Origin of the sequence: Motilibacter deserti, from assembly GCF_011250635.1 — a bacterium.
In the GTDB taxonomy this organism is placed as follows: Bacteria; Actinomycetota; Actinomycetes; order Motilibacterales; family Motilibacteraceae; genus Motilibacter_A; species Motilibacter_A deserti.
The window spans coordinates 238,840-263,183 of record NZ_JAANNP010000003.1; the positions used below are offsets into that span (position 1 = coordinate 238,840).

At 73.7% G+C, this 24,344-nt stretch carries 22 protein-coding genes and 1 pseudogene; 19 read left to right on the forward strand and 4 right to left on the reverse strand.

What is annotated here, in order from left to right; all coding sequences use genetic code 11:
* Positions 1-9: 9 nt before the first annotated feature.
* From G9H71_RS09330 to G9H71_RS25010, 10 genes are all read left to right on the forward strand, one after another.
* Positions 10-408, forward strand: coding sequence for a DUF948 domain-containing protein (locus G9H71_RS09330; protein WP_166281016.1), 399 nt, complete (start codon positions 10-12; stop codon positions 406-408).
* A 1-nt stretch (position 409) separates the two neighbouring features.
* Complete coding sequence (locus G9H71_RS09335; RefSeq protein WP_231134466.1) at positions 410-685, forward strand: hypothetical protein; 276 nt, start codon at positions 410-412, stop codon at positions 683-685.
* A 2-nt stretch (positions 686-687) separates the two neighbouring features.
* Positions 688-3,366, forward strand: a complete 2,679-nt coding sequence (alaS, locus tag G9H71_RS09340) for an alanine--tRNA ligase (protein ID WP_166281018.1) — start codon at positions 688-690, stop codon at positions 3,364-3,366.
* 11 nt (positions 3,367-3,377) lie between these two features.
* Positions 3,378-4,046, forward strand: coding sequence for a Holliday junction resolvase RuvX (gene ruvX / locus G9H71_RS09345; RefSeq protein ID WP_166281020.1), 669 nt, complete (start codon positions 3,378-3,380; stop codon positions 4,044-4,046).
* A complete protein-coding gene (mltG, locus tag G9H71_RS09350) occupies positions 4,043-5,101 on the forward strand; it encodes an endolytic transglycosylase MltG (RefSeq protein ID WP_166281022.1) in 1,059 nt (352 codons plus the stop codon). Before ruvX ends, mltG begins: the two co-directional genes overlap by 4 nt.
* Entirely contained in the window at positions 5,102-5,977 is an 876-nt protein-coding gene (locus G9H71_RS09355) for a shikimate dehydrogenase (protein WP_166281024.1), read from the forward strand.
* Between the two features lie 114 nt (positions 5,978-6,091).
* Positions 6,092-7,396: a type IV pilus twitching motility protein PilT gene (locus tag G9H71_RS09360; RefSeq protein WP_331272868.1), complete on the forward strand. Its 1,305-nt coding sequence runs from the start codon at positions 6,092-6,094 to the stop codon at positions 7,394-7,396.
* A 13-nt stretch (positions 7,397-7,409) separates the two neighbouring features.
* Positions 7,410-8,633 carry a type II secretion system F family protein gene (locus tag G9H71_RS09365; RefSeq protein WP_166281026.1) on the forward strand — a complete coding sequence of 408 codons (1,224 nt, stop codon included), beginning with the start codon at positions 7,410-7,412 and terminating at the stop codon, positions 8,631-8,633.
* A 129-nt stretch (positions 8,634-8,762) separates the two neighbouring features.
* Positions 8,763-10,322 carry a Na+/H+ antiporter gene (locus G9H71_RS09370; protein ID WP_166281028.1) on the forward strand — a complete coding sequence of 520 codons (1,560 nt, stop codon included), beginning with the start codon at positions 8,763-8,765 and terminating at the stop codon, positions 10,320-10,322.
* Positions 10,319-11,377, forward strand: a complete 1,059-nt coding sequence (locus tag G9H71_RS25010; protein WP_331272869.1) for a PP2C family protein-serine/threonine phosphatase — start codon at positions 10,319-10,321, stop codon at positions 11,375-11,377. Before G9H71_RS09370 ends, G9H71_RS25010 begins: the two co-directional genes overlap by 4 nt.
* 262 nt (positions 11,378-11,639) lie before the next feature.
* On the opposite strand, the pseudogene G9H71_RS25495 reads toward G9H71_RS25010, so the two are convergent.
* Positions 11,640-11,924 (reverse strand): annotated as a pseudogene (locus G9H71_RS25495) (glycoside hydrolase family 15 protein); the annotation flags it as partial.
* A gap of 196 nt (positions 11,925-12,120) precedes the next feature.
* On the opposite strand from G9H71_RS25495, the gene G9H71_RS09385 reads away from it, so the two are divergent.
* Both G9H71_RS09385 and G9H71_RS09390 read left to right on the forward strand, forming a co-directional pair.
* Entirely contained in the window at positions 12,121-12,636 is a 516-nt protein-coding gene (locus tag G9H71_RS09385) for a DUF421 domain-containing protein (protein ID WP_166281029.1), read from the forward strand.
* A 51-nt stretch (positions 12,637-12,687) separates the two neighbouring features.
* Positions 12,688-13,845, forward strand: coding sequence for an AI-2E family transporter (locus G9H71_RS09390; protein ID WP_166281030.1), 1,158 nt, complete (start codon positions 12,688-12,690; stop codon positions 13,843-13,845).
* Between the two features lie 209 nt (positions 13,846-14,054).
* Here the strand turns inward: G9H71_RS09390 and G9H71_RS09395 are convergent, their stop codons facing one another.
* A complete protein-coding gene (locus tag G9H71_RS09395; RefSeq protein ID WP_166281031.1) occupies positions 14,055-14,378 on the reverse strand; it encodes a BON domain-containing protein in 324 nt (107 codons plus the stop codon).
* Between the two features lie 404 nt (positions 14,379-14,782).
* On the opposite strand from G9H71_RS09395, the gene G9H71_RS09400 reads away from it, so the two are divergent.
* Positions 14,783-15,070, forward strand: coding sequence for a BON domain-containing protein (locus G9H71_RS09400; protein ID WP_166281032.1), 288 nt, complete (start codon positions 14,783-14,785; stop codon positions 15,068-15,070).
* A gap of 126 nt (positions 15,071-15,196) precedes the next feature.
* Here the strand turns inward: G9H71_RS09400 and G9H71_RS09405 are convergent, their stop codons facing one another.
* Positions 15,197-15,979: an N-acetylmuramoyl-L-alanine amidase gene (locus G9H71_RS09405; RefSeq protein WP_331272871.1), complete on the reverse strand. Its 783-nt coding sequence runs from the start codon at positions 15,977-15,979 to the stop codon at positions 15,197-15,199.
* A 77-nt stretch (positions 15,980-16,056) separates the two neighbouring features.
* On the opposite strand from G9H71_RS09405, the gene G9H71_RS09410 reads away from it, so the two are divergent.
* From G9H71_RS09410 to G9H71_RS09425, 4 genes are all read left to right on the forward strand, one after another.
* Positions 16,057-18,177 carry a methyl-accepting chemotaxis protein gene (locus G9H71_RS09410; protein WP_166281033.1) on the forward strand — a complete coding sequence of 707 codons (2,121 nt, stop codon included), beginning with the start codon at positions 16,057-16,059 and terminating at the stop codon, positions 18,175-18,177.
* A gap of 295 nt (positions 18,178-18,472) precedes the next feature.
* Positions 18,473-19,327: a DUF2382 domain-containing protein gene (locus G9H71_RS09415; protein WP_166281034.1), complete on the forward strand. Its 855-nt coding sequence runs from the start codon at positions 18,473-18,475 to the stop codon at positions 19,325-19,327.
* A 78-nt stretch (positions 19,328-19,405) separates the two neighbouring features.
* Positions 19,406-20,638, forward strand: a complete 1,233-nt coding sequence (locus G9H71_RS09420) for an RNA polymerase sigma factor (RefSeq protein WP_166281035.1) — start codon at positions 19,406-19,408, stop codon at positions 20,636-20,638.
* Positions 20,639-20,666: 28 nt separating this feature from the next.
* The gene (locus tag G9H71_RS09425) at positions 20,667-21,518 is read left to right on the forward strand and encodes a sulfurtransferase (RefSeq protein ID WP_166281036.1); all 852 of its coding nucleotides are present in this window, start codon (positions 20,667-20,669) and stop codon (positions 21,516-21,518) included.
* Between the two features lie 4 nt (positions 21,519-21,522).
* Here the strand turns inward: G9H71_RS09425 and G9H71_RS09430 are convergent, their stop codons facing one another.
* Positions 21,523-22,716 carry a cytochrome P450 gene (locus tag G9H71_RS09430; protein ID WP_166281037.1) on the reverse strand — a complete coding sequence of 398 codons (1,194 nt, stop codon included), beginning with the start codon at positions 22,714-22,716 and terminating at the stop codon, positions 21,523-21,525.
* Positions 22,717-22,846: 130 nt separating this feature from the next.
* On the opposite strand from G9H71_RS09430, the gene G9H71_RS23625 reads away from it, so the two are divergent.
* Both G9H71_RS23625 and G9H71_RS09440 read left to right on the forward strand, forming a co-directional pair.
* The gene (locus G9H71_RS23625) at positions 22,847-23,434 is read left to right on the forward strand and encodes a TlpA family protein disulfide reductase (RefSeq protein ID WP_166281038.1); all 588 of its coding nucleotides are present in this window, start codon (positions 22,847-22,849) and stop codon (positions 23,432-23,434) included.
* A 13-nt stretch (positions 23,435-23,447) separates the two neighbouring features.
* The gene (locus G9H71_RS09440; RefSeq protein WP_166281039.1) at positions 23,448-24,329 is read left to right on the forward strand and encodes a cytochrome c biogenesis CcdA family protein; all 882 of its coding nucleotides are present in this window, start codon (positions 23,448-23,450) and stop codon (positions 24,327-24,329) included.
* The last annotated feature ends 15 nt before the right edge of the window (positions 24,330-24,344 follow it).

The following is a 24,344-nucleotide window of genomic DNA, read 5'->3' on the forward strand; positions in this document are numbered from 1 at the left end:
GTTCCCGCCATGTCCCCAGGGGAGATCGCCGGCCTCGTGGCGGCGTTCGCATTCGTGCTGCTCGTCGGCGTCGTGGCGATCCCGCTCGTCAAGCTCGGCCGCCTGATCGACGAGGCCCGCGGCACGGTCCGCGGGCTCACCGACGAGACCGTCCCGCTCGTGCGGGAGGTCACCACCACGGTGTCGACGACCAACGGCCAGCTCGTGAAGCTCGACGGCATCACGGGCAACGTGCAGGAGATGTCCACCAACGTCTCCGCCTTCACCGCGCTGCTGGTCTCGACCCTCGGGCGCCCGATGCTGAAGGCCTCGTCGTTCAGCTACGGCGTGCGCCAGGCGCTGGCCGAGCGCCAGCGCCCCGCCGGCGCCCGTCGCGTCGACCGCCGGCCGACCCGCGGGAGGGGATGACGTGATCCGCAGGCTGTTCTGGCTCGGGCTCGGCGCCGCGCTCGGTGCTCTGATCGTCCGCCGCCTCACGCGCGCCGCGCAGGCGCTCACCCCGCAGAGCGTGGCCGCGTCGCTGGCCGACGCCATGCGCGAGCTCGGCTCCGGAATCCGCGACTTCGGCCAGGACGTACGCGCCGCCATGTCCGACCGCGAGGTCGAGCTGCGCGAGGCGCTCGGCATCGAGGACGCCGTGACGCCCGAAGACGGAATCCGGAATCGCGGAAGGACGAATTACTAGTCATGGAGTCGGCCGAGATCGCCCGCCGCTGGCTGTCGTTCTTCGAGGAGCGCGGGCACCGGGTCGTGCCCTCCGCGTCGCTCATCGCGGACGACCCCACGCTGCTGCTCGTCAACGCGGGCATGGTGCCGTTCAAGCCGTTCTTCCTCGGCGAGCAGACGCCGCCGTCGCCGCGCGCGACGAGCATCCAGAAGTGCGTCCGCACGCTGGACATCGAGGAGGTCGGCAAGACCACGCGCCACGCCTCGTTCTTCCAGATGTGCGGCAACTTCTCCTTCGGTGACTACTTCAAGGAGAAGGCCATCCCGATGGCCTGGGAGCTGTTGACGCGCTCGCAGGCCGACGGCGGGTTCGGCTTCCCCGAGGACCGGCTCTGGGTGACGGTCCTGCACGAGGACGACGAGTCCGCCGAGCTGTGGGCCAAGGAGGTCGGGGTGCCGCGCGAGCGCATCCAGCGCCGCGGCCCCAAGGACAACTACTGGCACATGGGCGTCCCCGGGCCCGGTGGGCCCTGCTCGGAGATCTACTACGACCGCGGCGCCGAGCACGGCCGCGAGGGCGGGCCCGAGGCCGACGAGGAGCGCTACCTCGAGGTCTGGAACCTCGTGTTCATGCAGTACTCCCTCAGCCAGGTCCGCAGCAAGGTGGACTTCGACGTGGCGGGCGAGCTGCCGGCCAAGAACGTCGACACCGGCATGGGCCTCGAGCGGATGGCGACGATCCTGCAGGGCGTCGACAACCTCTACGAGATCGACACCACCTGGCAGGTGCTGGACCGCGCCGCCGGCCTGGCGGGCAAGAAGTACGGCTCGGACACCCGGACCGACGTCGGCCTGCGCGTCGTCGCCGACCACGCGCGCACGGCCGTCATGCTCATCGGCGACGGCGTCGCGCCCTCGAACGAGGGCCGTGGCTACGTCCTGCGCCGCATGATGCGCCGCACCATCCGCAACATGCGGCTGCTCGGCGCTCCCGACGTCTCCATGGGTGAGCTCGTCGACGCCTCCATCAAGGCGATGGCGCCGCAGTACCCCCAGCTCGAGCAGGACCGCGAGCGCATCACGAAGACGGCGGTCGCCGAGGAGTCCAGCTTCCTGTCCACGCTGCGGTCGGGCACCCAGCTGTTCGACCTCGCCGCCGGCCAGGCCAAGAGCGCGGGCGCCGCGAGCCTGTCGGGCGAGGAGGCCTTCCGGCTGCACGACACCTACGGCTTCCCGATCGACCTCACGCTCGAGATGGCCGAGGAGCAGGGGCTCAGCGTCGACGCCGACGGGTTCCGCCGGCTCATGCAGGAGCAGCGCGACCGGGCGAAGGCCGACGCGCGGGCCAAGAAGACCGGCCACGCCGACGTCTCGGCCTACCGCGGCGTCGCGGACGCGATGGGGTCGGCGGTCACGTTCACCGGCTACAACGAGGTGGTCGGCGAGGGCACGGTGCGCGGCCTGCTCCGCGACGGCTCGGCGGTCTCGGTCGCCTCCGAGGGTGACGTCATCGAGGTCGTCCTGGACCGGACGCCGTTCTACGCCGAGGGCGGCGGCCAGCTCGCCGACGCCGGCTACCTCCAGCTGGCCAACGGCGCGCAGATCGAGGTCTACGACGTCCAGCAGCCGGTGCCCGGCGTCATCGTGCACCGCGGCAAGGTCATGGCCGGCGAGGCAGTGCTCGACCTCGGGGCGCAGGCGGTCGTGGACATCGAGCGGCGACGGGCCATCTCCCGCGCGCACACCGCGACGCACATGGTCCACAAGGCCTTCCGGGAGGCGCTCGGGGAGACGGCGACGCAGGCCGGGTCCGAGAACGCCCCGGGCCGCTTCCGCTTCGACTTCCACGCGGCGGGCGCGGTCCCGCAGACCGTCCTGCGCGACGTCGAGCAGACCGTCAACGAGCTGCTGGCGCAGGACCTGCCGGTCCACGCCGAGGTCATGACCCAGGCCGAGGCCGTCTCCTCCGGCGCGATGGCGCTGTTCGGCGAGAAGTACGGCGACGAGGTCCGCGTGGTCTCGGTCGGTGACTGGGCGCGCGAGCTCTGCGGCGGCACGCACGCCCAGCGCTCCGGCCAGCTCGGCCTCGTGACGCTGCTCGGCGAGTCCTCCATCGGCGCCGGCACCCGCCGGGTCGAGGCGCTCGTCGGCACCGACGCCTACCGCTTCCTCGCCCGCGAGCACCTGCTCGTCAACCAGCTCTCCGACGTGCTCAAGGCGCGGCCGGAGGAGCTGCCCGAGCGCATCGGGGGGATGGTCGAGCGGCTGCGCGAGGTCGAGAAGGAGCTGCAGCAGGTCCGGTCGGCCCAGGTGCTCGCCGCCGCGGGCGGGCTCGCCGCGAGCCCGGCGGACGTCTTCGGGGTGGCGGTCGTCACGCACCACGCCCCTGACGGCACGAGCGCCGACGACCTGCGCCGGCTCGCGCTCGACGTGCGCGGCCGCATCCCGGCCGAGCGCCCCGCCGTCGTCGCGGTCGCGGCGCAGGCGGGGGAGCGCCCGGTGGTCGTCATCGCGGTCAACCCGGCTGGGCGCGAGTGGCGGCTCAAGGCCGGCGCGCTCGTCCGCGTCGCGGCCCAGGTGCTCGGCGGCGGGGGTGGCGGCAAGGACGACGTCGCCCAGGGCGGCGGCACCGACGCGAGCAAGATCGACGAGGCGCTGCGCCAGGTCGAGCACACCGTGGGGTCGACGGTCACCGGCTGAGGCGAGCGGTGATGGAGCCCGACCAGGGCACGGCCGGTTCCGACTCGGGGGACGAGGCCGCTGCTGGCAGTGTCGTCCGCCCGGGTGCGCGCCTCGGCATCGACGTCGGCAGCGTCCGCGTCGGGGTCGCCGTCAGCGACCCGCGGGCGAGCCTCGCGGTGCCGCTGGAGACGGTGCCGCGGGCCTCGGCCCGCTCCGGCGCGGACCTGGACCGCATCCGCGGCCTCCTGGACGAGTACGACGTGGTCGAGGTCGTGGTCGGCCTTCCCCGCTCGCTGAGCGGGGAGGAGGGGCCGGCGGCGGAGGCGGCGCGCGCGTTCGCGAAGCGGCTCGCACGCCGGATCGACCGACCCGTCCGCCTCGTGGACGAGCGGCTCTCCACCGTGGCCGCCGCCCGCGACCTGCGGTCGGCTGGGATCGACGCCCGCCGCGGCCGTACAGTGGTCGATCAGGCAGCGGCTGCGATCGTGCTCCAGACCGCGCTCGACCTGGAGCGCTCCACCGGCCACCCGCCGGGGGAGGCGGTGGCTGGGCGGTCGCGCGGAACCGGCGGCTCGACGGGCACGTTCGCAACCGTGGGTGTCGAGCGCGGCACCATCGACCGCGCAGACGCCCGCGGCGCGACTGGCGATCGCACGGTCGCCGACGGAGCAGACACCGACCCCCAGGTGGAGGAATGAGCGGAACGAGAGCGACCGGACGCCGGCGCCGGGAGAGCCGCAGCAGCGCGATCGCCGTGGTCGTCTCGCTCGTCGTGGTCCTCGGCCTGCTCGGCGGCGCCTTCCTCGGCGTGCGCGCCCTCGTCGACGGCGTCGACCTCGCGGGCAGCACGGCGGACGACTTCGCCGGCCCGGGCAGCGGGACGGTGCTGGTCGAGGTGCACGAGGGCGACACCTCCTCGAAGATCGGCCGCACGCTCAAGGCCGAGGGCGTGATCAAGACGGTGGGCGCCTTCGTCGACGCAGCCACCGAGAACGTCGAGTCCAAGTCCATCCAGCCCGGGTTCTACAACCTGCGCAAGGAGATGGCCGCGGCCGACGCGCTCACCCTCATGCTCGACCCGACGTCGCGGGCCGAGAAGAAGGTGACGGTCCCGGAGGGCCTGCGGGTCACGGAGATCCTTCCGATCCTGGTCAAGAAGACCGGCATCGCGCGCGCGAAGTTCAACGCGGCCCTGAAGAGCCCCAAGCTCGGCCTGCCGGACTACGCCGACGGCAACCCCGAGGGCTTCCTGTTCCCGGCCACCTACACGGTCGCCCCCGACGCCACCGCGCTGTCGGTCCTGCAGCAGATGGTGAAGCGCTTCAACCAGGCGGCGAAGGAGGTCAACCTCGACGGGCACCCGCTCGAGCCGTACGACCTGGTCAAGATCGCCAGCATCCTGGAGAAGGAGGTCAACAACGAGGCCGACTTCGGCAAGGCCTCGCGGGTGATCTACAGCCGCCTGGAGCAGGGCATCACGCTCGGCATGGACTCGACGATCGTCTACCACTTCGACAACAAGCGGATCACCGACGACATGCTCGCGGCGGACACCCCCTACAACACCCGCCGTTTCCAGGGCCTGCCGCCGACGCCGATCAGCAACCCGGGCGAGGCCACGCTGCGCGCGGCCGCGAACCCGCCCGAGGGGCCGTGGCTCTACTTCATCACCATCGACGAGTCGGGCAAGACGCTGTTCACGACCAACCTCGACGACCACAACGCGCTGAAGCAGAAGTACGGCGTGCAGTAGGTGGCGCCGCCGCCCGAGGCGGCCCGGCGGGCCGCCGTGCTCGGCTCGCCGATCGCACACTCGCTCTCCCCGGTCCTGCACCGTGCGGCCTACGCCGCCCTCGGGCTCGACGCCTGGTCCTACGACGCGTACGACGTGGACGAGGCGGCGCTGCCGGGCTTCGTCGAGCGGCTGGACGGGTCGTGGGCTGGGCTGTCGTTGACGATGCCGCTCAAGCGGGCGGTGCTGCCGCTGCTCGACGAGGCGTCCCCGACCGTCACGGCCACGGGGGCGGCCAACACGCTCGTGCTGCGCGAGGGCCGGCGGGTGGGCGACAACACCGACGTGCCGGGGCTCGCCGCCGCGCTGCGCGAGCGGGGCGCGGCCCGCGCCGAGGCCCCCGTCGTCCTGGGCGGGGGAGCGACGGCCGCGTCGGCAGTCGCCTCGCTCGCCGTGCTGGGCGCGCGGGAGGCGCGCCTCGTCGTCCGCCGGCCCGAGGCCGCCGGCCCGCTCCGCGAGGTCGGGGACCGGGTCGGGGTGCGTCTTGCGGTCCAGCCCTGGGACGACCCCGGTCGGGTGGCCCGCGAGCTGGCCGGAGCGGACGTCGTCGTCGCGACCACACCGGCCGGAGCGGCCGACGGCGTGGCCGCCGTGCTGGCCGCCGTGCTGGCCACCGTGCCGCAGGGCGTGCTCCTGGACGTGGTCTACGCGCCTTGGCCGACCGCCCTCGCACTGGCGTGGGAGCGGGCCGGCGGCCCGGTCGCCGGTGGGCTCGACCTGCTCGTCCACCAGGCCACCCTGCAGGCAGTGGCGATGACCGGCGCCGCCGTCGAGGCGGCGCAGCTGGTCGCCCCGATGCGCGCCGCCGGGCTGGCCGCCCTCGCCGCCCGGGGCTAGCGGCCCTCCGGCTGGTCCGTCCGCTCGGCTCAACCTTCGCCCGGTCCGGCCGATCCCTCCGGGGAGACCTGCTGCCGTCCGGGCGTGCGGGCGAGCCGCGAGGAGGGCCACGGCGTGGAGCAGCGTGGGCAGTCGACGGACCCGGGGGCCACGTCCTTCGCGTTCTATGCCGAGCCTTCCACCACCGGGCCTGCGGCCAGCCCCGCCGCAGCGGCGGCCGCCCCTGCGTACGCCTTGGCCCCGGCGCTCGCGCCCGTCGTCCCCGTGCCGGCCCAGCCGGTCGCCGCGCGCGCCGAGGCCGTGGCGCCGGCAGGCATCGCCGGCAAGCACGCCGCCGACCCGGCCGCCGAGCCCGAGGTCGACCTGCCCGCGCTGCTGGTCCGGACGCTCGACTCCGGCGCGTCCGACCTGCACCTGACCGCCGGGGCGCGGCCCGCGCTGCGCGTGCACGGCGAGCTCCGCCAGCTCGAGGGGGAGCCGCTGCTCAGGCCCGGGACGCTGCAGCGGGCGGTCTACGGGATGCTGACCCAGCGCCAGCGCGAGCGGCTCGAGGAGACCCTCGAGCTGGACCTGGCCTACAGCCTGCCCGGCCGGGCCCGCTTCCGCGTCAACGTCTTCCGCCAGCGCGACTCGCTCGGCGCGGTCTTCCGGGTGATCCCGTTCGAGATCCGGCCGCTCGAGCAGCTCGACGTGCCGCCCGCGGTGGCTGGCTTCGCCGCCCTCGAGCGGGGCTTCGTGCTCGTCACCGGCCCGACCGGCTCGGGCAAGTCGACGACGCTCGCCGCGCTGCTCGACCTGGCGAACCGGACGCGCAACGACCACATCGTGACCGTCGAGGACCCCATCGAGTTCCTCCACAGCCACCAGCGCAGCCTGGTCAATCAGCGCGAGGTCGGCGAGGACACCCTGTCGTTCCAGGACGCGCTCAAGCACGTGCTGCGCCAGGATCCCGACATCATCCTCGTCGGTGAGCTGCGCGACCTCGAGACGATCAGCGTCGCGCTGACCGCGGCCGAGACCGGGCACCTGGTGCTGGCCACCCTGCACACCCAGGACGCCGCCCAGACCATCGACCGGCTCATCGACGTCTTCCCGCCGCACCAGCAGCAGCAGGTACGCACCCAGCTCGCGGCGGCGCTGCAGGGCGTCGTCTGCCAGACCCTGGTGAAGCGGGCCGACGGCACGGGGCGCGTCGTCGCCGCCGAGGTGCTCGTCGTCACGCCCGCCGTGCGCAACATGATCCGCGACGGCAAGACCCACCAGATCTACTCCGCCATGCAGGCCGGCGCGGCGCACGGGATGCAGTCGATGGACCAGTCGCTCGCCCAGCTGGTGCGCCAGGGGCGCGTCACGTACGACACGGCGCTGGAGAAGTGCCACAACGTCGAGGACTTCAAGCGCCTCACCGGCCGGGCCTGAGGAGGCAGCAGCGATGGCATCCACCACCACGTTCGAGTACAGCGTCCGCGACCGCTCCGGGACCATGGTCAAGGGCAAGCTCGACGGCGAGTCCCAGGCCGCGGTCGTCGCCCGGCTGCGGGCGCAGGGCTACGCCCCGGTGAGCGTGAAGAAGGCCGGCTCCGGGCTGCAGAAGGAGCTGTCGATCCCGGGCCTGGGCAAGCGGGTCACGCTCAAGGACCTCGCGGTCATGTCGCGCCAGTTCGCCACCATGATCAACTCGGGCCTGTCACTGCTGCGCGCGCTCGACATCCTCTCCTCCCAGACCGAGAACCAGGAGCTGGCCCGCATCCTGGGCCTCGTCCGCTCCGACATCGAGTCCGGCGTCTCGCTCTCCACCGCGCTCGGCAAGCACCCGCGCGCCTTCCCGCCGCTGTTCGTCAGCATGTGCCGGGCGGGCGAGGTCGGCGGCTTCCTCGACTCGGTCCTGCTGCAGGTCGCCGAGAACTACGAGTCCGAGGTGAAGCTGCGCGGCAAGATCAAGTCGGCGATGACCTACCCGGTCGTGGTCTTCGTGATCGCGATCCTCGCCGTCGTCGGCATGCTGCTCTTCGTCGTCCCCGTGTTCGCGAACATGTTCAGCGACCTCGGCGGCGAGCTGCCCGCTGCGACGAAGGCGCTCGTCTTCCTGTCGACCGCGTTGAAGTACGCCGCGCCCGCGCTGCTCGTCGCCGCCGTCGCGTACGTCATCGCGTGGCCGAAGGTGAAGCACAAGCCGCAGGTGCGCAACGTGCTCGACCCCATCAAGCTGAAGCTCCCGATCTTCGGCAAGCTGACGCAGAAGATCGCCCTCAGCCGATTCACGCGCAACCTGGGCACGATGATGAGTTCCGGAGTTCCGATTCTGCAGTCGCTGGAGATCGTCGGAGCGACGGCCGGCAACGTGGTGCTGCAGCGCGCCGTGACGGACGTGCAGGAGGCCGTGCGCCGCGGTGAGTCTCTCGCCCGCCCGCTCGAGCGGCACGCGGTCTTCCCGCCGATGGTCGTGCAGATGCTCGTCGTCGGCGAGGACACCGGTGCGCTCGACACGATGCTGCACAAGATCTCGGACTTCTACGACCAGGAGGTGGAGGCGACCGCGGAGGCGCTGACCAGCCTCATCGAGCCGCTGATGATCGCGGTGCTCGGCGGGATCATCGGCTCGATGATCATCGCGCTCTACATGCCGATCTTCGGGGTGTTCGACCTTATCCAGTGACGGTCGTCGGTCCTCCAGCTCTCATCGGCTCCTGGGCCTGCCGCCCAGCCGTCGACTCGACACCGGCTGGGCGGCAGATCGGCGTCCTGCTGACGCGGCCTCCGCCTCGTCCGCGGGTAGCACGCCTCCGTGTCGACCTTCGAGCTCTGTGCCGTCCTCGTTGCGGGCATCGTCGTCCTGACGCCCCTCAGCCGGCGGCTGGGCGTGCCGCAGCCCGTCGTGATCACGGTCTTCGGCGTGCTGCTCGCGCTCGTGCCCGGCGTCCCCGAGCTGCACGTCCCTCCCGAGCACATCCTCCCCGTAGTGCTCCCGCCGCTGCTGTTCGCGGCGACGCTACGGACCTCGCCCCGGGAGTTCCGCGAGAGCGCGCTGCCAGTTGCGTTGCTGGCGGTGGGGCTGACCATCGTCACTGCCGCCGTGGTGGCGGTCGCGGTCCACGCGGTCGGGCTGCCGTGGCCGGCAGCCTTCGTGCTCGGCGCCATCGTGTCGCCCCCGGACCCGGTGGCGGCGACGAGCGTGGCGCGCGGGCTCGGGCTCCCGGCGCGACTGGTGACGATCCTGGAGGGCGAGGGGCTGTTCAACGACGCCACGGCGCTGGTCCTCTTCCAGGTGGCCCTGTCAGCAGCCCTCGCGGGCGCCCTGTCGCCCGAGGACGCGGCCGTGGAGCTCGTCGTCGGGATTCTCGGCGGAGCAGCGATCGGCCTGGCCGGGGGCTACGGCGCCCGCCTCGCCCTTGCGCGTCTTCATGACGCCACGACCGAGACGACCGTGAGCCTCGTGCTTCCGTACGCTGCCTACCTGCTCGCCGAGCAGGTCGGCGGCTCTGGAGTGCTCGCGGTGCTCGGCGCCGGGCTCTACCTGCGGACCGGTGCGGCGCACCGGGCGCTCACCTCTCGGGGGTGGCTGGACGGGCGAGCCGTCTGGCGTTTCGCCGACTTCGCGTTGACCAGCCTCGCGTTCTCCTTCGTGGGCCTCGAGCTCACCGATGTGCTCGGCCGGGCAGACCTGACCAGAGAGTCTTGGATGGTCCTGATCAGCGCGCTGGCCGCGGTCGTGCTGACGCGGGCGGCCTGGGTCTTCCCGGCGTCCGCTGTGCTGCGTAGGCGCTCGCGCGAGGACGGAGTCGGGGTGTACGGAGGACGAGAGACGGCCGTGGTGGCCTGGTCGGGGATGCGTGGCGTGGTGACCGTCGCCACCGCGCTCGCGCTGCCGACGACCACCGACGACGGCGGCCCCTTCCCCCGGCACGACGACATCGTCCTGACCGCTCTCGGGGTCGTGCTCGTCACCCTCCTCCTGCAGGGTCTGACGCTCGCCCCGCTCGTCCGTGCGTTGCACGTCGGCGGCGCCGGCGACGGTCACGTCGCCCTGCTGACGCTGCGTCGGCGGGCGGCCGAGGCGGCGCAGGAGCGGCTGCACGGGCTCCGTGAGGCAGGCGTCGATCCCGAGGCGGTGGACGTCGTGGCCGCACGCTACGAGGCGATGCTGCGAGCCGCGCGATCACTACACGATGCAGGTCAGGACGAGCGGCGGCAGGAGGAGATCGCCCACGTGCTCGAGCAGGCGATCGACGCAGAGCGGGAGGCGCTACTCGAAGCACGGCGCAACGGGTCCGCCGGAGCGGAGGTCGTGGACGAGGTGCTCGCCGAGGTCGAGGCACGCTCGCTGCGGCAGGCGGAGTCCCTGTGAGCTCGAGGTCTCTGCGCTGGGCCGCACGACTGCTCGCTCCGGCTGCGGTGCTCGTCGTGGTGGCGCTCGCCGACATCGCCACCGGCCAGCGCGCCGTGGTGCTGTCCCTCGTCGTCGTCGCGCCTCTGCTGGCCGCCAGCCTGCTCGGACCGCTGCTCACCGCCGGCTACGCGTTCGCCGCGCTCGTCGTGGGCGCGGTGCTCGGTGCCGCCTCCGAGCTGTACGTCGAGCGCAGGCTCGGCGACCAGCTCGTGCGCCTGCTCACCATCGCCCTCGGCGGCGTGCTCGCCGTCGCCACGGCGTACGCACGCGTCCGACGAGAGGAGCGCCTGGCTCGCGTGCTGCGGGTCGCCGCAGTCGCCCAGCAGGCGATCCTCCCCGCGGTGCCGGAGCAGATCGGGCCGCTACGGCTCGCGGCCTCCTACGACAGCGCCGCGCAGGAGGCTGCGATCGGCGGAGACCTCTACGCCGCGGTGCCGAGCCCGTTCGGCGTCCGGCTGCTCATCGGGGACGTGCGCGGAAAAGGGCTGGACGCGGTACGCCTCGCCTCGGCGGTGGTGGGCGCGTTCCGTGAGCGCGCGCACGACCGCTCGGAGCTGGCCGAGCTCGTCCGGGACCTCGACCGGGCCGTGATCCGTGCAGCGGGGGACGAGGACTTCGTCACTGCGGCCGTCGCGCAGGTGAGCGGGGGCGAGCTGCTCCTCGTCAACGCCGGGCATGTCCCGCCGCTGCTCGTCCGAGCCGGAGTCGCCGCAGCGCTCGCTCCGACATCCGCGTCGTCACCGCTGGGCCTGGGGGTGAGCGCTCGTCCTGTCCCCGTGGCGCTCGAGCCCGGGGACCGTCTGCTGCTCTACACCGACGGCATCACCGAGGCCCGCCGTCCCACGGACCGCTCCTTCTTCCCGCTGGACCGCGTCGTCGTGCCGTGCCTCGGGTCGGGCACCCTGCCCGACGCGCTGCAGTCGCTGCGGGCGGCCGTGACCGAGTGGGTGGGCGGGACGCTGCAGGACGACGTCGCCCTCCTCGCCGTCGAGTACGCGCCGGGCGACGGCTGACACCTCGGAGCGGCCGGGCCAAGGGGCGGTCAACGGGCTGTCGAGGCAGTGCAGGGACAGTCAGCCGGACCGACCTGCTTGGCGTCCCCGGTCCCGCTCAGGTGCCGCGCAGCGTCGACCAGCCCGACGTGGCTGAAGGCCTGCGGGTGTTGCCGACCTGCCGCCCACCCCGGTGTCGTACTCCTCGCTGAGCAGGCCGAGGTCGCTGAGCAGGCCGAGCAGCCGATCGAAGAGGCCTCGGGCCTCGCGCGTGCGGCCCAGGCGGGTCTCCGGCGACCGCCCGCAGCAGCCACTCGCGCCACGCCTTGGCCTGGTCGATGTAGCCCGTGCCGAGCAACGCTTGCAGGGTGAACGTGGCGTCGCGCAGCCAGCAGAGGCGGTATTCCCAGTTGTGCGGCCCGCCCAGCTGCTCGGGAAGCGAGGTCGTGGCCGCCGCGACGATGCCACCGGTGGGGGCGTGGGCCAGCGCCTCGAGCCCAACGAGTGACCGGCGGACGGCGTCGTCCCACTCGCCGTCGTGGTCGCACTGAGCGGTCCAGTCCTGCCAGAGCTGCTGCGCGGTGGTGCCCAGGCGCACGAGTCAACGCCCGAAGGTCACAGGCGACACGAAGTCGACCTGAACCTCTTCAGGCCGGGATGGCGCTCGGCGACGTGTCGGGTTCGTGACGAATCCGGGCTCGGCGGTCCTTCGGGGTCTTGGCGGGTACGCCCGCGCCAGGTGCCGAGCGGGAGGCGGATGCAGCATGTGGTTCGACACGTGGTCCGATCTGGGGCGAGTGCTGGCGGTGGGCGCTGCGGCGTACGCCACCGTCGTGCTGGTTCTGCGGGCGTCGGGCAAGCGGACACTGGCCAAGCTGAACGCGTTCGACCTGATCGTGACGGTGGCCCTCGGTTCCACGCTCGCGACGATCCTGCTCAACGCGGACGTGTCGTGGGCCGAGGGCGCTGTGGCGCTCGCCTTGCTCGCGGCCCTGCAGTTCCTGGTGGCGTGGACGACGGTGCGGCTTCCCGGTGGCCGCCCGGTCGTCACGGCGCGTCCCACGCTGCTGCTCCTGGACGGTGCTCCGTTGCAGGCCGCGCTGCGCGCGCAGCGGGTGACGCTGGACGAGGTGCGCCAGGCGGTGCGCGCCTCCGGTTCCGGCGACCTGTCGAGCGTCGCGGCGGTCGTCCTGGAGAGCGACGGGACGCTCAGCGTCATCCCGGCGAGCAAGGCCGGCGACCGCTCCGCCCTCGAGGGTGTGTCGGGGGTGGTGCGGTGAGCGGGCAGGCGGGTGAGGCCGCATTGCTCGCCCAGCGGGTGGGCAGCCCCCGTGAGTGAGCCCTCCGCAGCGCGCCGGGACACGGTGCTCGCCGTGGCTTTGGGGCGGGTCGCGCTGTGGAGCCTGCGGCTGCTGGTCATCGCGGCAGGGCTGGCGGTGCTGGCCTGGGCGCTCGGGGTGCTGTGGATGGTCCTGCTCCCGGCGCTGCTCGGGCTCTTCCTCGCCGCGGTCCTGTGGCCTGCGACGAATGTGCTGCGCCGGCATTCCGTGCCTCCCGCGCTGGCTGCGCTCGGGGTCCTGCTGGCGGCCGTCGTCGTGCTCGTCGGGCTGGGCGCCGCGCTCGCGCCTCGGGTCGTCGACGAGACCCAGGAGCTCGCCGACTCGGTCACCGGCGGGTTGGAGCAGGTGCAGGGCTACCTCGAAGGCCCGCCGCTGAACCTGGACGACGAGCAGCTCGGCGGCGCGGTCAGTGACGTGGTGGGACGGTTGCAGGCGAACGCGCAGACCGTGGCGGCGCGCGTGCTGTCGGGCGCCGCGGCCGCCGGGTCGGCCTTGCTCACGGCGTTCCTTGCGGTCGTCCTGTGCTTCTTCTACCTCAAGGACGGCCCCCGGTTCGTCCCCTGGCTCGCGGGCCTGTCCGGCCCGCGCGCCGGGCCGCACGTCGCCGAGCTGTGCGGCCGGGTCTGGACGATGCTCTCGGGGTTCGTCCGGGCGCAAGCCGCGGTCGGCCTCGTCGACGCAGTCTTCATCGGACTCGGGCTCGTCGTGCTGGGCGTGCCCCTCGCCCTGCCGCTGGCCGTCCTGGTCTTCTTCGGCGCGTTCATCCCGATCGTCGGGGCGGTCGTGACCGGTGCCCTCGCGGCACTCGTGGCGCTGGTGTCCGACGGGTTGGTGACCGCCCTGATCGTCGTCGGGATCGTGCTGGTCGTGCAGCAGCTCGAGGGCAACGTCCTGCAGCCGGTCCTCGTCGGCCGCTCGCTCGACCTGCACCCGGCCGTGGTCATCCTCGCCGTCACCGCCGGCGGCACGCTGCGGGGCGTGGTGGGCGCGTTCCTGGCGGTCCCGCTCGTCGGGGCAGTGGCTGTTGCCGTCCGGTACGCCCGCCTGCAGCTCGCCGACACCGTTCCCGGACCGGAGTCGCCCCCGATGCCGGCCGGGCAGCCCATGAGCGCCGAGGAGGCCGGCGCGGAGGCTCGCGACGCGGGCTGAGGAGCGCCACCGGGAAGCCTCACTACGGCCGCTGCCGGCTCGGCCTCCCGCCGGACGCAGCCTCGTCCCGCACGTCGAACACCCATTGGAGCCCGGTACCTGCCCAGCAGGTCCAGGACCTTCGGTCCGTGTTGCAGCGATAGGGGCTGGCGTCGCCCGGCAGGCCGGGCCGGAGGAGCGGATCGAGCTCGTCGCAGCGCCGGACCGCCTCAGGACGGCCGGACGCTCTTCCGCGTACGCGGCTGCAAGCAGTTGCACACGTCACGGACCCCCGTGGCACGCCAAGCCGCGAGCCCCGCCGCCCGGGCGGTCTCGGCGTCGGGCACTTCTCCTTCGAGCACGACGACCCCGGTCAGGGCCTGGAGGGAGATGTCGCAGCCACGGAGGCGGCGGTCGGCCGCGAGTGATTGCAGCGCGGAACGGCGAAGGGACTCGTCCGCCGACGCCGTGCGACTGTGGCCCTCATCGCTGCTTGCACCGTCGCGCGCCACGTTGCCGTGTTCGGCATTCAGCGCGCTCTCGAGCCCGCTCATGTACCAGGACCAGAATTTGAACACTCGGCCTCCAGGACGGGTCGCGCCGGTCGGGGTCCCCGGTCTCCTGCGGCTCAGCGTGTCCACCGTGTGTTGCGATCGGACGTGCGAGGCTCGGTCGATTCCGTGACAGCCTCAGGGAGGGCGACGGTGCACGCCGGGGGGCGGCCGCAACAGGAACGTCGCCCTGCGACCAGGCGCCCGGAGCCACCACGTCCTCCGCACGGGCGTCGGCAGCATCGTGGCCGGCGAGGCAACGCCGCCATGGGGTCTGCGCCTCGCAACAGAGCCGTCAAGACATCGTCATCGAAATGATCGAGTAGCCGAGCCCCCGCGCGGCAAGGCAGGCTTCGAGCGCCTGTGGCGCGCTCACCGTCGCCGCGGGAGAAGCAGGAGGAGGAACCGTGTCCCTGACCCCCTGGTCCGACGAGGACCCGGCGTTGGAGTACGCCGTGCTGGCTCAGCCGTTGATCGGCTCGCTCCCGGACGCCGACCTCAAGGCGGACGTGGTGGACAAGGTCCGGGCAGCCGTCGACGGCGTGCCTGCTGACCTCGAGGTGGACGTCCGGGACGGGCTGGTCGTCGTCTCGGGGACCATCGGGTCGTGGAGCGGCAAGCAGGCCGTGAGCGAGGCCGTGAGAAGCACTCCCGGAGTGGTCGACGTCCGCAACGAGCTGTGCCCGACGACGTAGCCCAGCGCCATGAGCACCGTGGAGGGCGGCTGCGCCTGGTCTGCTCGGCTTGACATGGCACGGTCGCCGGCCGACGGCGAGAGGCTCCCCACCAGGACGGTGCGGAGCCTCCCGCCATGGGTCTCGCTAGCGCTCCGCGCCGAGGTACGCCAGCACGCCCTCGGCCACTGCCCGCGCGACCTTGCCACGACCTGAACCTGAGCTCAGGAATCGCGCATCGGTGGAGTTGCGCATGTTGCCGCACTCGATCATCGCTGCGGGCTGACGGGCGAGGTTGAGCCCGGCAAGGTCGGAACGGCGGGCCAGGCCCGGCTCCCTGATGCCCCCCGGGTAGGTGGCGCGGGGCAGCCCGGTGACCGAGGAGAACGACGCGCGCAGCGCGCGGGCCAGGCCGTCGGAGGAGGTGAGGATCCTGCGGTTGCCCTTGTCCGGGGCGAGCGCGGGCTCGATCACATGGAAGCCCCGGGCCCGTGCGGATGCCCCGTCGGCGTGGATCGAGACCACGACCTCGGCCCGGCGGGAGTTGGCGATCCGGGCGCGGCGGTCCACGCATGGGCCCACGCCCTTGTCGTCCGGGCGGGTCAGCGTGACAGTGGCGCCGAGGCCGCGCAGGATGCCCGCCGCGCGCACGGCCACGTCATAGGTGAACGCATGTTCGGCGTAGCCGGCGTTGGTAGAAGTCCCCGTGGTGTTGCACGGCTTCTTGAAGCCCCCGGCTTCCACCAGCCGGTTGATGATCTCGGGGTGGCGGGCGTTGGCGCCATTGTGCCCGGGGTCGAGCACGATGCGCCGCCCGTCCAGCGGGAGCGGGGCCGGTGGCCGCTCGGCGGCCGAGACCCCGCCGGGAGCTCCGGTCGCGACGGCCAGGGCGATCAGCGCCGACAGGGCGGGGCCGCGGGAGATGCGCACCGGTCCATTAGACCGGGTGGGTGAAAGGCGGTGCCCTGTGCTTCAGGCAACGGCTCTAGAAGCCCGACACCCGAGCCATGAGCACTCTGCGCGCCCGCGCCCGGCGGGGCATCCGCTTCCGGGTCACCGCCCTGCTGGTCGGGGGGACCGTACTGACGTCTGTCGTGCTGACCGCATTCGGCGCGCTGCAGGCCGGGGGCATGGGGGCTGACGTCCGCGACGAGGTCGCGGGGCTCACCGACCAGCAGCTCGACCGGGTGGCCGACGGCGTCTACGACGTCGTGTCGACCCAGGGCGACCTGACCAGCCTCAAGCTCGACAGCGACCTGCGGGTGGCGAGCGACGTGCTGCGCCGGGCCGGCGGGTTCGGCACCGGCGGGGGCACGGTCACCTGGGACGCGAAGAACCAGGTGACCCAGGAGCAGGAGCGGGTCCGGCTGCCGCGCGCGGTCGCCGGGGACACCTGGCTCGGGCAGAACACCGACGCCGACCGGGCCACGCCGGTCGTCGACGAGGTCAAGCGCCTCGTCGGCGGGACGGCGACGATCTTCCAGCGCATGCCCGACGGCGGTATGCTCCGCGTCGCCACCAATGTCCTGGGCAAGGACGGCAAGCGCGCGATCGGCACCTATATCCCGGCCGTCGGCGCCGACGGCAAGCCCAACGCGGTCGTCTCGACCGTCACGGCGGGCAAGACCTACCGCGGCATCGCCTTCGTCGTCGACAGCTACTACGTCGCGGTCTACGAGCCGCTGAAGGACGAGCGCGGCCGCGTCGTCGGCATGCTGTACGTCGGGGCCAAGCAAGAGAGCATCCCCACGCTGCGGGAGGCCCTCATGCAGGCGAAGGCGGGCGAGCACGGCACGGTCGCCATCGTCGGCGGCAGCGGGGACCGGCTCGGCAAGGTCATGATGAGCACCTGGCCGGAGGGCACGGATCCGCTGACGGTCGCGGACGCCGACGGGAAGAAGTACCTCGCCGACGCCGTGGCCGCGGGCGCGACCCTCGACGCGGGGGAGCTGGCGACCGTGGCCTACCGCGACGGAGCGACGGGCGGCCACACCATCCGCGTGAGCTACTACCAGCCCTGGGACTGGGTGATCCTCGTCGACTCCCAGGACAGCGACTTTGCGACGGTGGACAAGGACGTGGCGGACGGGACGCGCGGCCTGATCCTGTCGCTCGTCGTCGCGGCACTGCTCGTCGCCGTCGTGGCCGCCGTCGTCGCGGGGCTCGTCGGCGCCCGCATGGCGCGCCCGCTCGAGCGGCTCCACGAGCGGCTGCGCGCGGTCTCGGACGGCGACGGCGACCTCACGGCTCGGCTCGACGAGGACGAGCCGGGGGAGGCCGGGCAGCTGGCGCGCGCCTTCAACGCCTTCGTGGCCAAGGTCGCCACCACCGTCGACGGCGTGGCGCGGGTCGCGGCGAAGCTGCAGGCGAGCGGCGCTGAAGTCGGCACGATCGCCGAGGACCTCGGCCGGGCGGCGAACCGTTCGGCCGAGCACGCGGCGCAGGCCGAGGGCGCCGCTCGCGACGTGAGCGCCAACGTCCACGAGCTGACGATGGGGGCCGAGGAGATGTCGTCCTCGATCACCGAGATCTCGCGCAACGCGGCGGAGGCGGCGGCGGTCGCGGGCGACGCGGTGCGGACCGTCGAGCGCACCACGGTGACGGTCGACAAGCTCGCGACCTCGAGCGCCCGGATCGACGAGGTGGTCAAGGCGATCACCTCCATCGCCGAGCAGACCAAGCTCCTCGCGCTCAACGCGACCATCGAGGCGGCCCGCGCGGGTGAGGCCGGCAAGGGGTTCGCGGTCGTCGCGAACGAGGTGAAGGAGCTGGCGACCGAGACCGCCCGCGCGACGGACGACATCAGCCGCCGCGTCGGCGCCATCCAGGAGGAGACCGGCGAGGTCACGGCGGCCATCACGCGGATGGGCGAGGTCATCGCGTCGATCGACAGCTTCCAGACCAACATCGCCGGCGCCGTCGAGGAGCAGACGGCGACGACGGCCGGCATGCAGCAGCAGATGGCCGGCACCCGCGACGCGGCGACCCAGATCGCGGCCGGCATCGCCGACGTGGCGGCGGCGGCGTCCTCGACCGACGAGCGTGCCGGGCAGGCGCAGCGGACCGCCGCCGAGCTGGCCGAGCTGACCGACGAGCTCGGGCGCCTCGTGTCCAGCTTCCGGCGCTGACGAGCTCACCTGGACGCCCACCACGGGGCCGGCTCGCACCCGCACGGGTGCGGGCCGGCCCTTCGTCGTCGCGGAGTGACTTCCGCAGGACCGTGCGTAGCCGATTGCGCTGGCAACGCGTTGGTCCCGCGTCCATGACGCGAGATCAGTCGGGTTTTTCCGGTTTTTCGCGCTGACGTGTCGGGGATCGACACCTCCGTCACGAGATCGCGAGTCGCGGACAGTCGCGACGGGAGCCGTCGAGCGGGAGGCCCGCTCCGGCACGAGACCCCACAGCACGGAAGGACGGACACCCATGATCGGAACGACCGACATCTCCGGCGTCATCGGCGGGACGCTGTACGGCAGCGACGGCGAGAAGATCGGCAAGATCGGCCAGGTCTACCTCGACGACCAGACGGGGCAGCCCGAGTGGCTGACGGTGCACACCGGTCTGTTCAGCACCAAGGAGACCTTCGTCCCGCTCGCCGAGGCGAGCACCACGGGTGACGAGGTGCGGGTGCCCTACACGAAGGACCAGATCAAGGACGCGCCCAACGTCGACCCCGAGGGCGGGCACCTGTCCGAGGCCGAGGAGGGCGAGCTGTTCCGCTACTACGGCGTGCAGCAGACGGGCACTGCCGGGTACGCCGGCGGCACCGAGGGCTACGCCGGCACCGAGCGCACCGAGGGCTACACCGGCACCGAAGGCTTCGCCGCGACCGAGGGCCGGGCGGGCTACGACGAGGCGGGCACAGTCGGGCACGACACCTCCGGCCCGACGACGGACGACGCGATGACGCGCTCGGAGGAGCGGCTGCGGGCCGGCAAGGAGACGGTCACCGCGGGCCGCGCCCGGCTGCGCAAGTGGGTCGAGACCGAGCAGCAGACGGTCACGGTGCCGGTCACCACCGAGCGCGCGACGCTCGTGACCGAGCCGATCACCGACGAGAACTACGACCGCGCCACCTCCGGCCCCGCGATCAGCGAGGAGGAGCACGAGGTCGTCCTGCACGCCGAGCGCCCGGTCGTCACGACCGAGGCCGTCCCCGTCGAGCGCGTGCGGCTCGACGTGGAGAGCGAGACGGTCGACGAGACGGTCACCGGTGACGTGCGCAAGGAGCGCATCGAGCTCGAGGGCGACGTCGACGCGGGCACCACGCGCCGCTGAGCCAGGCACGAGGAGCGGTGGCCGGACGTCCGGCCACCGCTTCCGTGTGCCCGGGCTCCTATCGGGCAGGGAGGACACATGTCCGAGGAAGCCTGGAGCGCTGCTGGGGTCGCCGAGCTGTCCGGCCGGCTGCGCGCGTTCCTGCTGGGCTACCTGCGCGACCGCAGCGCCGAGGTCGACCTCGACGACGTCGTGCAAGAGGCGCTGGCGCGGACCTGGGCGGCACGCGACCGGCTCGGTGAGGAGTCGGTCGCGGCGTTCGCGCTCGTGACCGCACGCAACCTCGCCCTCTCCCAGCTGCGCGCCGTGGCGGCGGCCGGTCGGGCGTACGACCGGATCCCCGTGCCCGAGCAGCCACGCGCCCCCCACGACGTCGCCGAACGGGCCGACCGCGCACGGATCCTGGCCGAAGCGCTCGCGGGCCTCCCCCTTCGCGACCAGGAGGCGCTGCTCCGGCACGACGTGGAGGAGGAGCCGCTCTCGGCGATCGCCGGGGACGAGACCTCTCCGACGGCACTGGCCGCGCGGCTCGCGCGGACCCGTGCCCAGCTGCGGGTCAACTACGTGCTGGCGGCGCAGCGCGTGCGGCTCCCCACGCCGCGCTGCCGTCCCGTCCTCGTCGCCCTGTCCGCGTCCGACCAGCGCCGCCTGCGCGAGACCCGGGCCGTCGCGCATCTCGCCGAGTGCGAGGCCTGCGCCCGCCTCGCGGAGCCGCTCTCCGCCCGGCGGCTGCCCGCCGGGTGGCTGGTCCCGGGGGCCGCCCCGCTCGCGTCGGTCGACGGGCCGCCGCCCTGGTGGCGGACGGCCACCCGCCGGGCGCTCCGGCCGCGCAACGTCACCGTGGCGGCGGTGGTGGCAGGTGCCGTCGTGGCCGGCGCCTTCGCGGCCGACCGGTCGCCCGAGCCCGTGCAGCAGGCCGCTCCTGCGCCCTCTCCCGGGATGCTGCCGGTGCTCGCGGCGCCGACGCCGCCGCAGCCACGGGCGACGACTACCGAGGTCCGCCTCGTCGGGGCCCGTGTGCTCGCCGTGCCCGCCGACGAGGGCTTCTGGGTGCAGGCTCCGCCGCAGGTGCGGCGGCTGCCCGGCCAGTCCGACCGCCTCTGGGTCCAGCTGCGCATCGCCGGTGGCGAGTCGCCCGCGCAGGTGGACGCGGGAGACCTCGTCGACGGGACCGGCCGCCTGGAGCCGACGCCGTCCCGCTTCGCCGCACGGGTCGGGGTCACCGCGGCGGAAGGGGCGCGGGACCTGGACCGGCAGCCGCTGCACCTCGTGATGCCGGTGGGCGGCCTGCGCGTCACGGCGGGCGGGTAGCCGTACCGCAGGGTGCGACGATGCACGCATGAGCGTGTTGATCTCGGTCGAGGAGCTGGCCGCCCGTGTCCTTCCGTCGCACCGCGGCGACGTGCGCCTGCTCGACGTGCGCTGGGCACTCGGCGGCCCGCCCGGGCGCGAGGAGTTCGAGGCCGGGCACGTCCCCGGCGCGGTCTACGTCGACCTGGACACCGAGCTGTCCGCCGCACCCGGCGAGGGCGTGGGCCGGCACCCGCTGCCGACACGGTCGGCCCTGCAGGAGGCCGCGCGCTCGTGGGGGCTGCGCGCCGGAGTGCCGGTCGTGGCGTACGACGGCGGCAGCGGCGCCGCGGCCCGGGCCTGGTGGCTGCTGCGCTGGGCGGGGCACGGCGACGTCCGGCTGCTCGACGGCGGGCTGCCCGCGTGGAGGGCGGCCGGGCATCCGCTGGAGGCCGGCCCGGCTCCCGTCCCCGAGCGCGGGGACGTGACGCTCACCGCGGGCCGGCTGCCGACACTCGACGCCGACGCGGCCGCGCGGCTCGTCACGGAGGGCGGGCTGCTGCTCGACGCCCGGGCGGCGGAGCGCTACCGCGGCGACGTCGTCTCGGTCGACCCGAAGCCGGGGCACATCCCCGGCGCGGTCAGCGCGCCGTACCTCGAGAGCCTCGGCGCGGACGGGCGCTTCCGGTCGCCGGCCGAGCTGGCCGAGCGCTTCGCCGCCCTCGGCGCCGCAGCGGGCAGGCCGATCGGCGTCTACTGCGGTTCGGGGGTGACCGCCGCGCACGAGATCGCCGCGCTGGCGGTCGCGGGCTACGAGGACGTGGCGCTCTACCCCGGCTCGTGGTCGCAGTACGCGACGCTGCCCGACCGCCCCGTCGCGACCGGACCGGAACCCGGCTGACGGGTCACACCGTCAGCGGCAGCTCGCGCAGGCGGGGGCCGGACTCGCGCAGCGGGGCCGGGTCGGCCAGTAGAGCGAGCCCGGGCAGTTGCTCGGCGACCTGCTCGAAGACGACGCGCGCCTCGAGCCGCGCCAGCGGTGCGCCCAGGCAGAAGTGGATCCCGGAGCCGAAGCCGATGTGGTGGCGCACGTGGGGACGGAAGATGTCGAAGCGCTCGGGGTCGGCGAAGACCTCCGGGTCGTGGTCGGCGCCGAGGATCGACAGCGCGACGAGGTCGAGCGCGGGGATCACGCCGCCGCCCAGCTCGACGTCGGTGAGGGCGTGCCGCGGAGGAGCGATCTCGACGGGCCCGTCGTACCTCACGGTCTCCTCGACGACCGCCGCCGCGAGGGAAGGGTCCGCGCGCAGCGCCTCCCACTGCTCGGGATGGGGCAGCAGCGCGGCGAGGCCGTTGACGACGACGTCGACGGTGGTCTCCTGGCGGGCCACCAGCAGCAGGACGACCATGGCGACGAGCTCGGAGCGGTCGAGCGCGTCACCCGTCGTCTCCTGCGCTACCAGCGCCGACAGCAGGTCGTCCTGCGGGTCGGCCCGTCGCCGAGCCGCCAGCTCGTCGACGTAGCGGCCCAGGGCGACGGTCGCCTCCGGGTTGTCCGGCCCGCCGGAGACGATCGCGGCCGAGCACTGCCGGAAGCGCGCCCGGTCCCGCTCGGGCACACCAACGAGCTGGGCGATGACGTTGACCGGCACCGGGTCGGCTAGGTCGCGTACACCGTCGGCGGAGCCACGCGCGCGGACGTCCGCGAGCAGCCGGTCGACGAGCTCGCGGATCGCGGGCTCGAGCCCCGCGACCATCCGTGGCGTGAAGGCCCCGCTGACCAGCCGCCGCAGCCTTGTGTGGTCCGGCGGGTCCACGGAGATGAGCTGGCGGGCGCCGATCCACTCCGCCTCGGTCAGCGTGTCCGGGCTCGGCGGGGGCGGGCCGCACGGGTCGTGGCGCCACGCCTCGTGGCCGAGGCCGGGGGAGAGCAGGCCCTGGCGGACGTCCGCGTGCCGAGCGACCACCAAGAAGCGACGCCCGCTCGCCGGGTCGATCTGGGGCACCGGCCCACCGGGCGCGCGCACCCGTGCGTAGAACGCGTGCCGGTCGCGTCGCACGGCCGGGTCCCACAGCTCCGAGGGCTCGAACGCGGCCACCGGCGCATCCTCGCACCGCCCGACGTCACCGACCCGTAAGGCCGAAGCGGCTTCCGCTCGACTCCCCGAGAGGGCGCAATGGGACACGAGGTCGCGAGGACGTACGCGGCCCGAGGCGAGGAGGCACCCCGTGGCACGTCGTTGGCTCGTCCCGCTCGTGGCCGCCGGAAGCGCGCTCGCGGGGTGCGGCGGCACGGCCGAGCCGTCGGCGGCCCCGGCCCCGCCGGCGGGTGCCGGCACCTCAGCCGCGAGCAGCGCCCCGGCCGCCGGCCGCACCCCCGCCCCCGGCAGCACTTCGCAGCCCGCCGCCGCACCGGGCGGGGCGCTCGACTTCGCTGCCACGACCCTCGACGGCGCGGCTTTCTCCGGCGCCTCGCTGCGCGGCAAGCCGACGGTGCTCTGGTTCTGGGCGCCCTGGTGCCCGACCTGCCTGATGCAGGCGCCCGGCGTCCGCGAGGCGATCACTGCCCACGGGGACGACGTCAACCTCGTCGGGGTCGCCGGGCTGGACAAGGCCGCCAACATGCCCGCCTTCGTGGAGATGGCGAAGATCTCCGCCATCCCCCACCTCTCCGACGAGCCGGGCGAGCTCTGGAAGCGCTTCGAGGTGGTCGAGCAGAGCACGTTCGTCATGCTCGACGCGGACGGGCAGGTGGTGTTCCGGGGCACGCTCGACCCCGACGAGATCGCCGGCCGCGTCGACGCGCTGGCCGGCTGAGGCAGAGGCTCGCATGACGGACGCCCCGCTCGCGCTCGCCGCCGCGGCCGGGATGCTCGCGGCGCTGAACCCCTGCGGCTTCGCGCTGCTGCCGGCGTACCTCTCGCTGGTGCTCGCGGACGCGCCGGGCCGGTCGCGCGCCGCGGCCACCGGGCAGGCGCTGCGCTTCGCGGCCGCGATGACGCTCGGCTTCGTCGCCGCCTTCGGGGTCTTCGGGCTGGCGCTGCGCCCGGTGGCCGGGCCGGTGCAGCAGCGGCTGCCCTGGCTCACGGTGACGCTCGGCGCGGCCTGCGCCCTGCTCGGCGTCTGGCTGCTGCTCGGCCGCAGCCTGCGCCTGCGCGGTGTCCGGGCACGCGGCGGCTTCCGGGTGGACGGCTCGTTCCCGGCGACGGTGGGCCTCGGCGTCGCGTTCGCGGCCGCCTCGCTCGGCTGCACCGTCGGCCCGTTCCTCGCGATCGTCGTGAGCAGCCTGCGGGCCGGCTCCCTCGTCGAGGGAGTCGCGCTCTTCCTCGCGTACGCCCTCGGCATGGGCGCGGTCGTCGCCACCGTCGCGGTCGCGGTCGCGCAAGCCCGCTCCTGGCTCGTACGCCGGATGCGGGCGGCGGCGCCCTTCGTCAGTCGGGCGGGCGGCGCGGTCGCGCTGGTGTCGGGGGCCTACGTCGCCTACTACGGCTGGTACGAGCTGCGCGTGCTCGGTGGGGACCTCGACGGCGACCCGGTGGTGCGGGCCGCCGGCCGCGTCCAGGGCGCGCTCGCGGACGCGCTCGACGCGATGGGCCTGGGCGCCGTCCTGGGCGTCCTGGCGCTGCTCGTCCTCCTCGGCGTCGGCACCGGCCGGGTGCGCCGAGCCGTGGCGGCCCGCAAGCTTCGGAAGCCGCTTGACCCGGTGAGCTAAGAGCATTAGCTTTTC

What these genes read in the sequence shown, in the direction of transcription:
- G9H71_RS09330 (WP_166281016.1), top strand. Translation starts at nt 10, where the DNA reads ATGTCCCCAGGGGAGATCGCCGGCCTCGTGGCGGCGTTCGCATTCGTG.
- alaS (WP_166281018.1), top strand. Translation starts at nt 688, where the DNA reads ATGGAGTCGGCCGAGATCGCCCGCCGCTGGCTGTCGTTCTTCGAGGAG.
- ruvX (WP_166281020.1), top strand. Translation starts at nt 3,378, where the DNA reads ATGGAGCCCGACCAGGGCACGGCCGGTTCCGACTCGGGGGACGAGGCC.
- mltG (WP_166281022.1), top strand. Translation starts at nt 4,043, where the DNA reads ATGAGCGGAACGAGAGCGACCGGACGCCGGCGCCGGGAGAGCCGCAGC.
- G9H71_RS09365 (WP_166281026.1), top strand. Translation starts at nt 7,410, where the DNA reads ATGGCATCCACCACCACGTTCGAGTACAGCGTCCGCGACCGCTCCGGG.
- G9H71_RS09385 (WP_166281029.1), top strand. Translation starts at nt 12,121, where the DNA reads ATGTGGTTCGACACGTGGTCCGATCTGGGGCGAGTGCTGGCGGTGGGC.
- G9H71_RS09395 (WP_166281031.1), bottom strand. Translation starts at nt 14,378, where the DNA reads ATGAGCGGGCTCGAGAGCGCGCTGAATGCCGAACACGGCAACGTGGCG.
- G9H71_RS09410 (WP_166281033.1), top strand. Translation starts at nt 16,057, where the DNA reads ATGAGCACTCTGCGCGCCCGCGCCCGGCGGGGCATCCGCTTCCGGGTC.
- G9H71_RS09415 (WP_166281034.1), top strand. Translation starts at nt 18,473, where the DNA reads ATGATCGGAACGACCGACATCTCCGGCGTCATCGGCGGGACGCTGTAC.
- G9H71_RS09420 (WP_166281035.1), top strand. Translation starts at nt 19,406, where the DNA reads ATGTCCGAGGAAGCCTGGAGCGCTGCTGGGGTCGCCGAGCTGTCCGGC.
- G9H71_RS09425 (WP_166281036.1), top strand. Translation starts at nt 20,667, where the DNA reads ATGAGCGTGTTGATCTCGGTCGAGGAGCTGGCCGCCCGTGTCCTTCCG.
- G9H71_RS09440 (WP_166281039.1), top strand. Translation starts at nt 23,448, where the DNA reads ATGACGGACGCCCCGCTCGCGCTCGCCGCCGCGGCCGGGATGCTCGCG.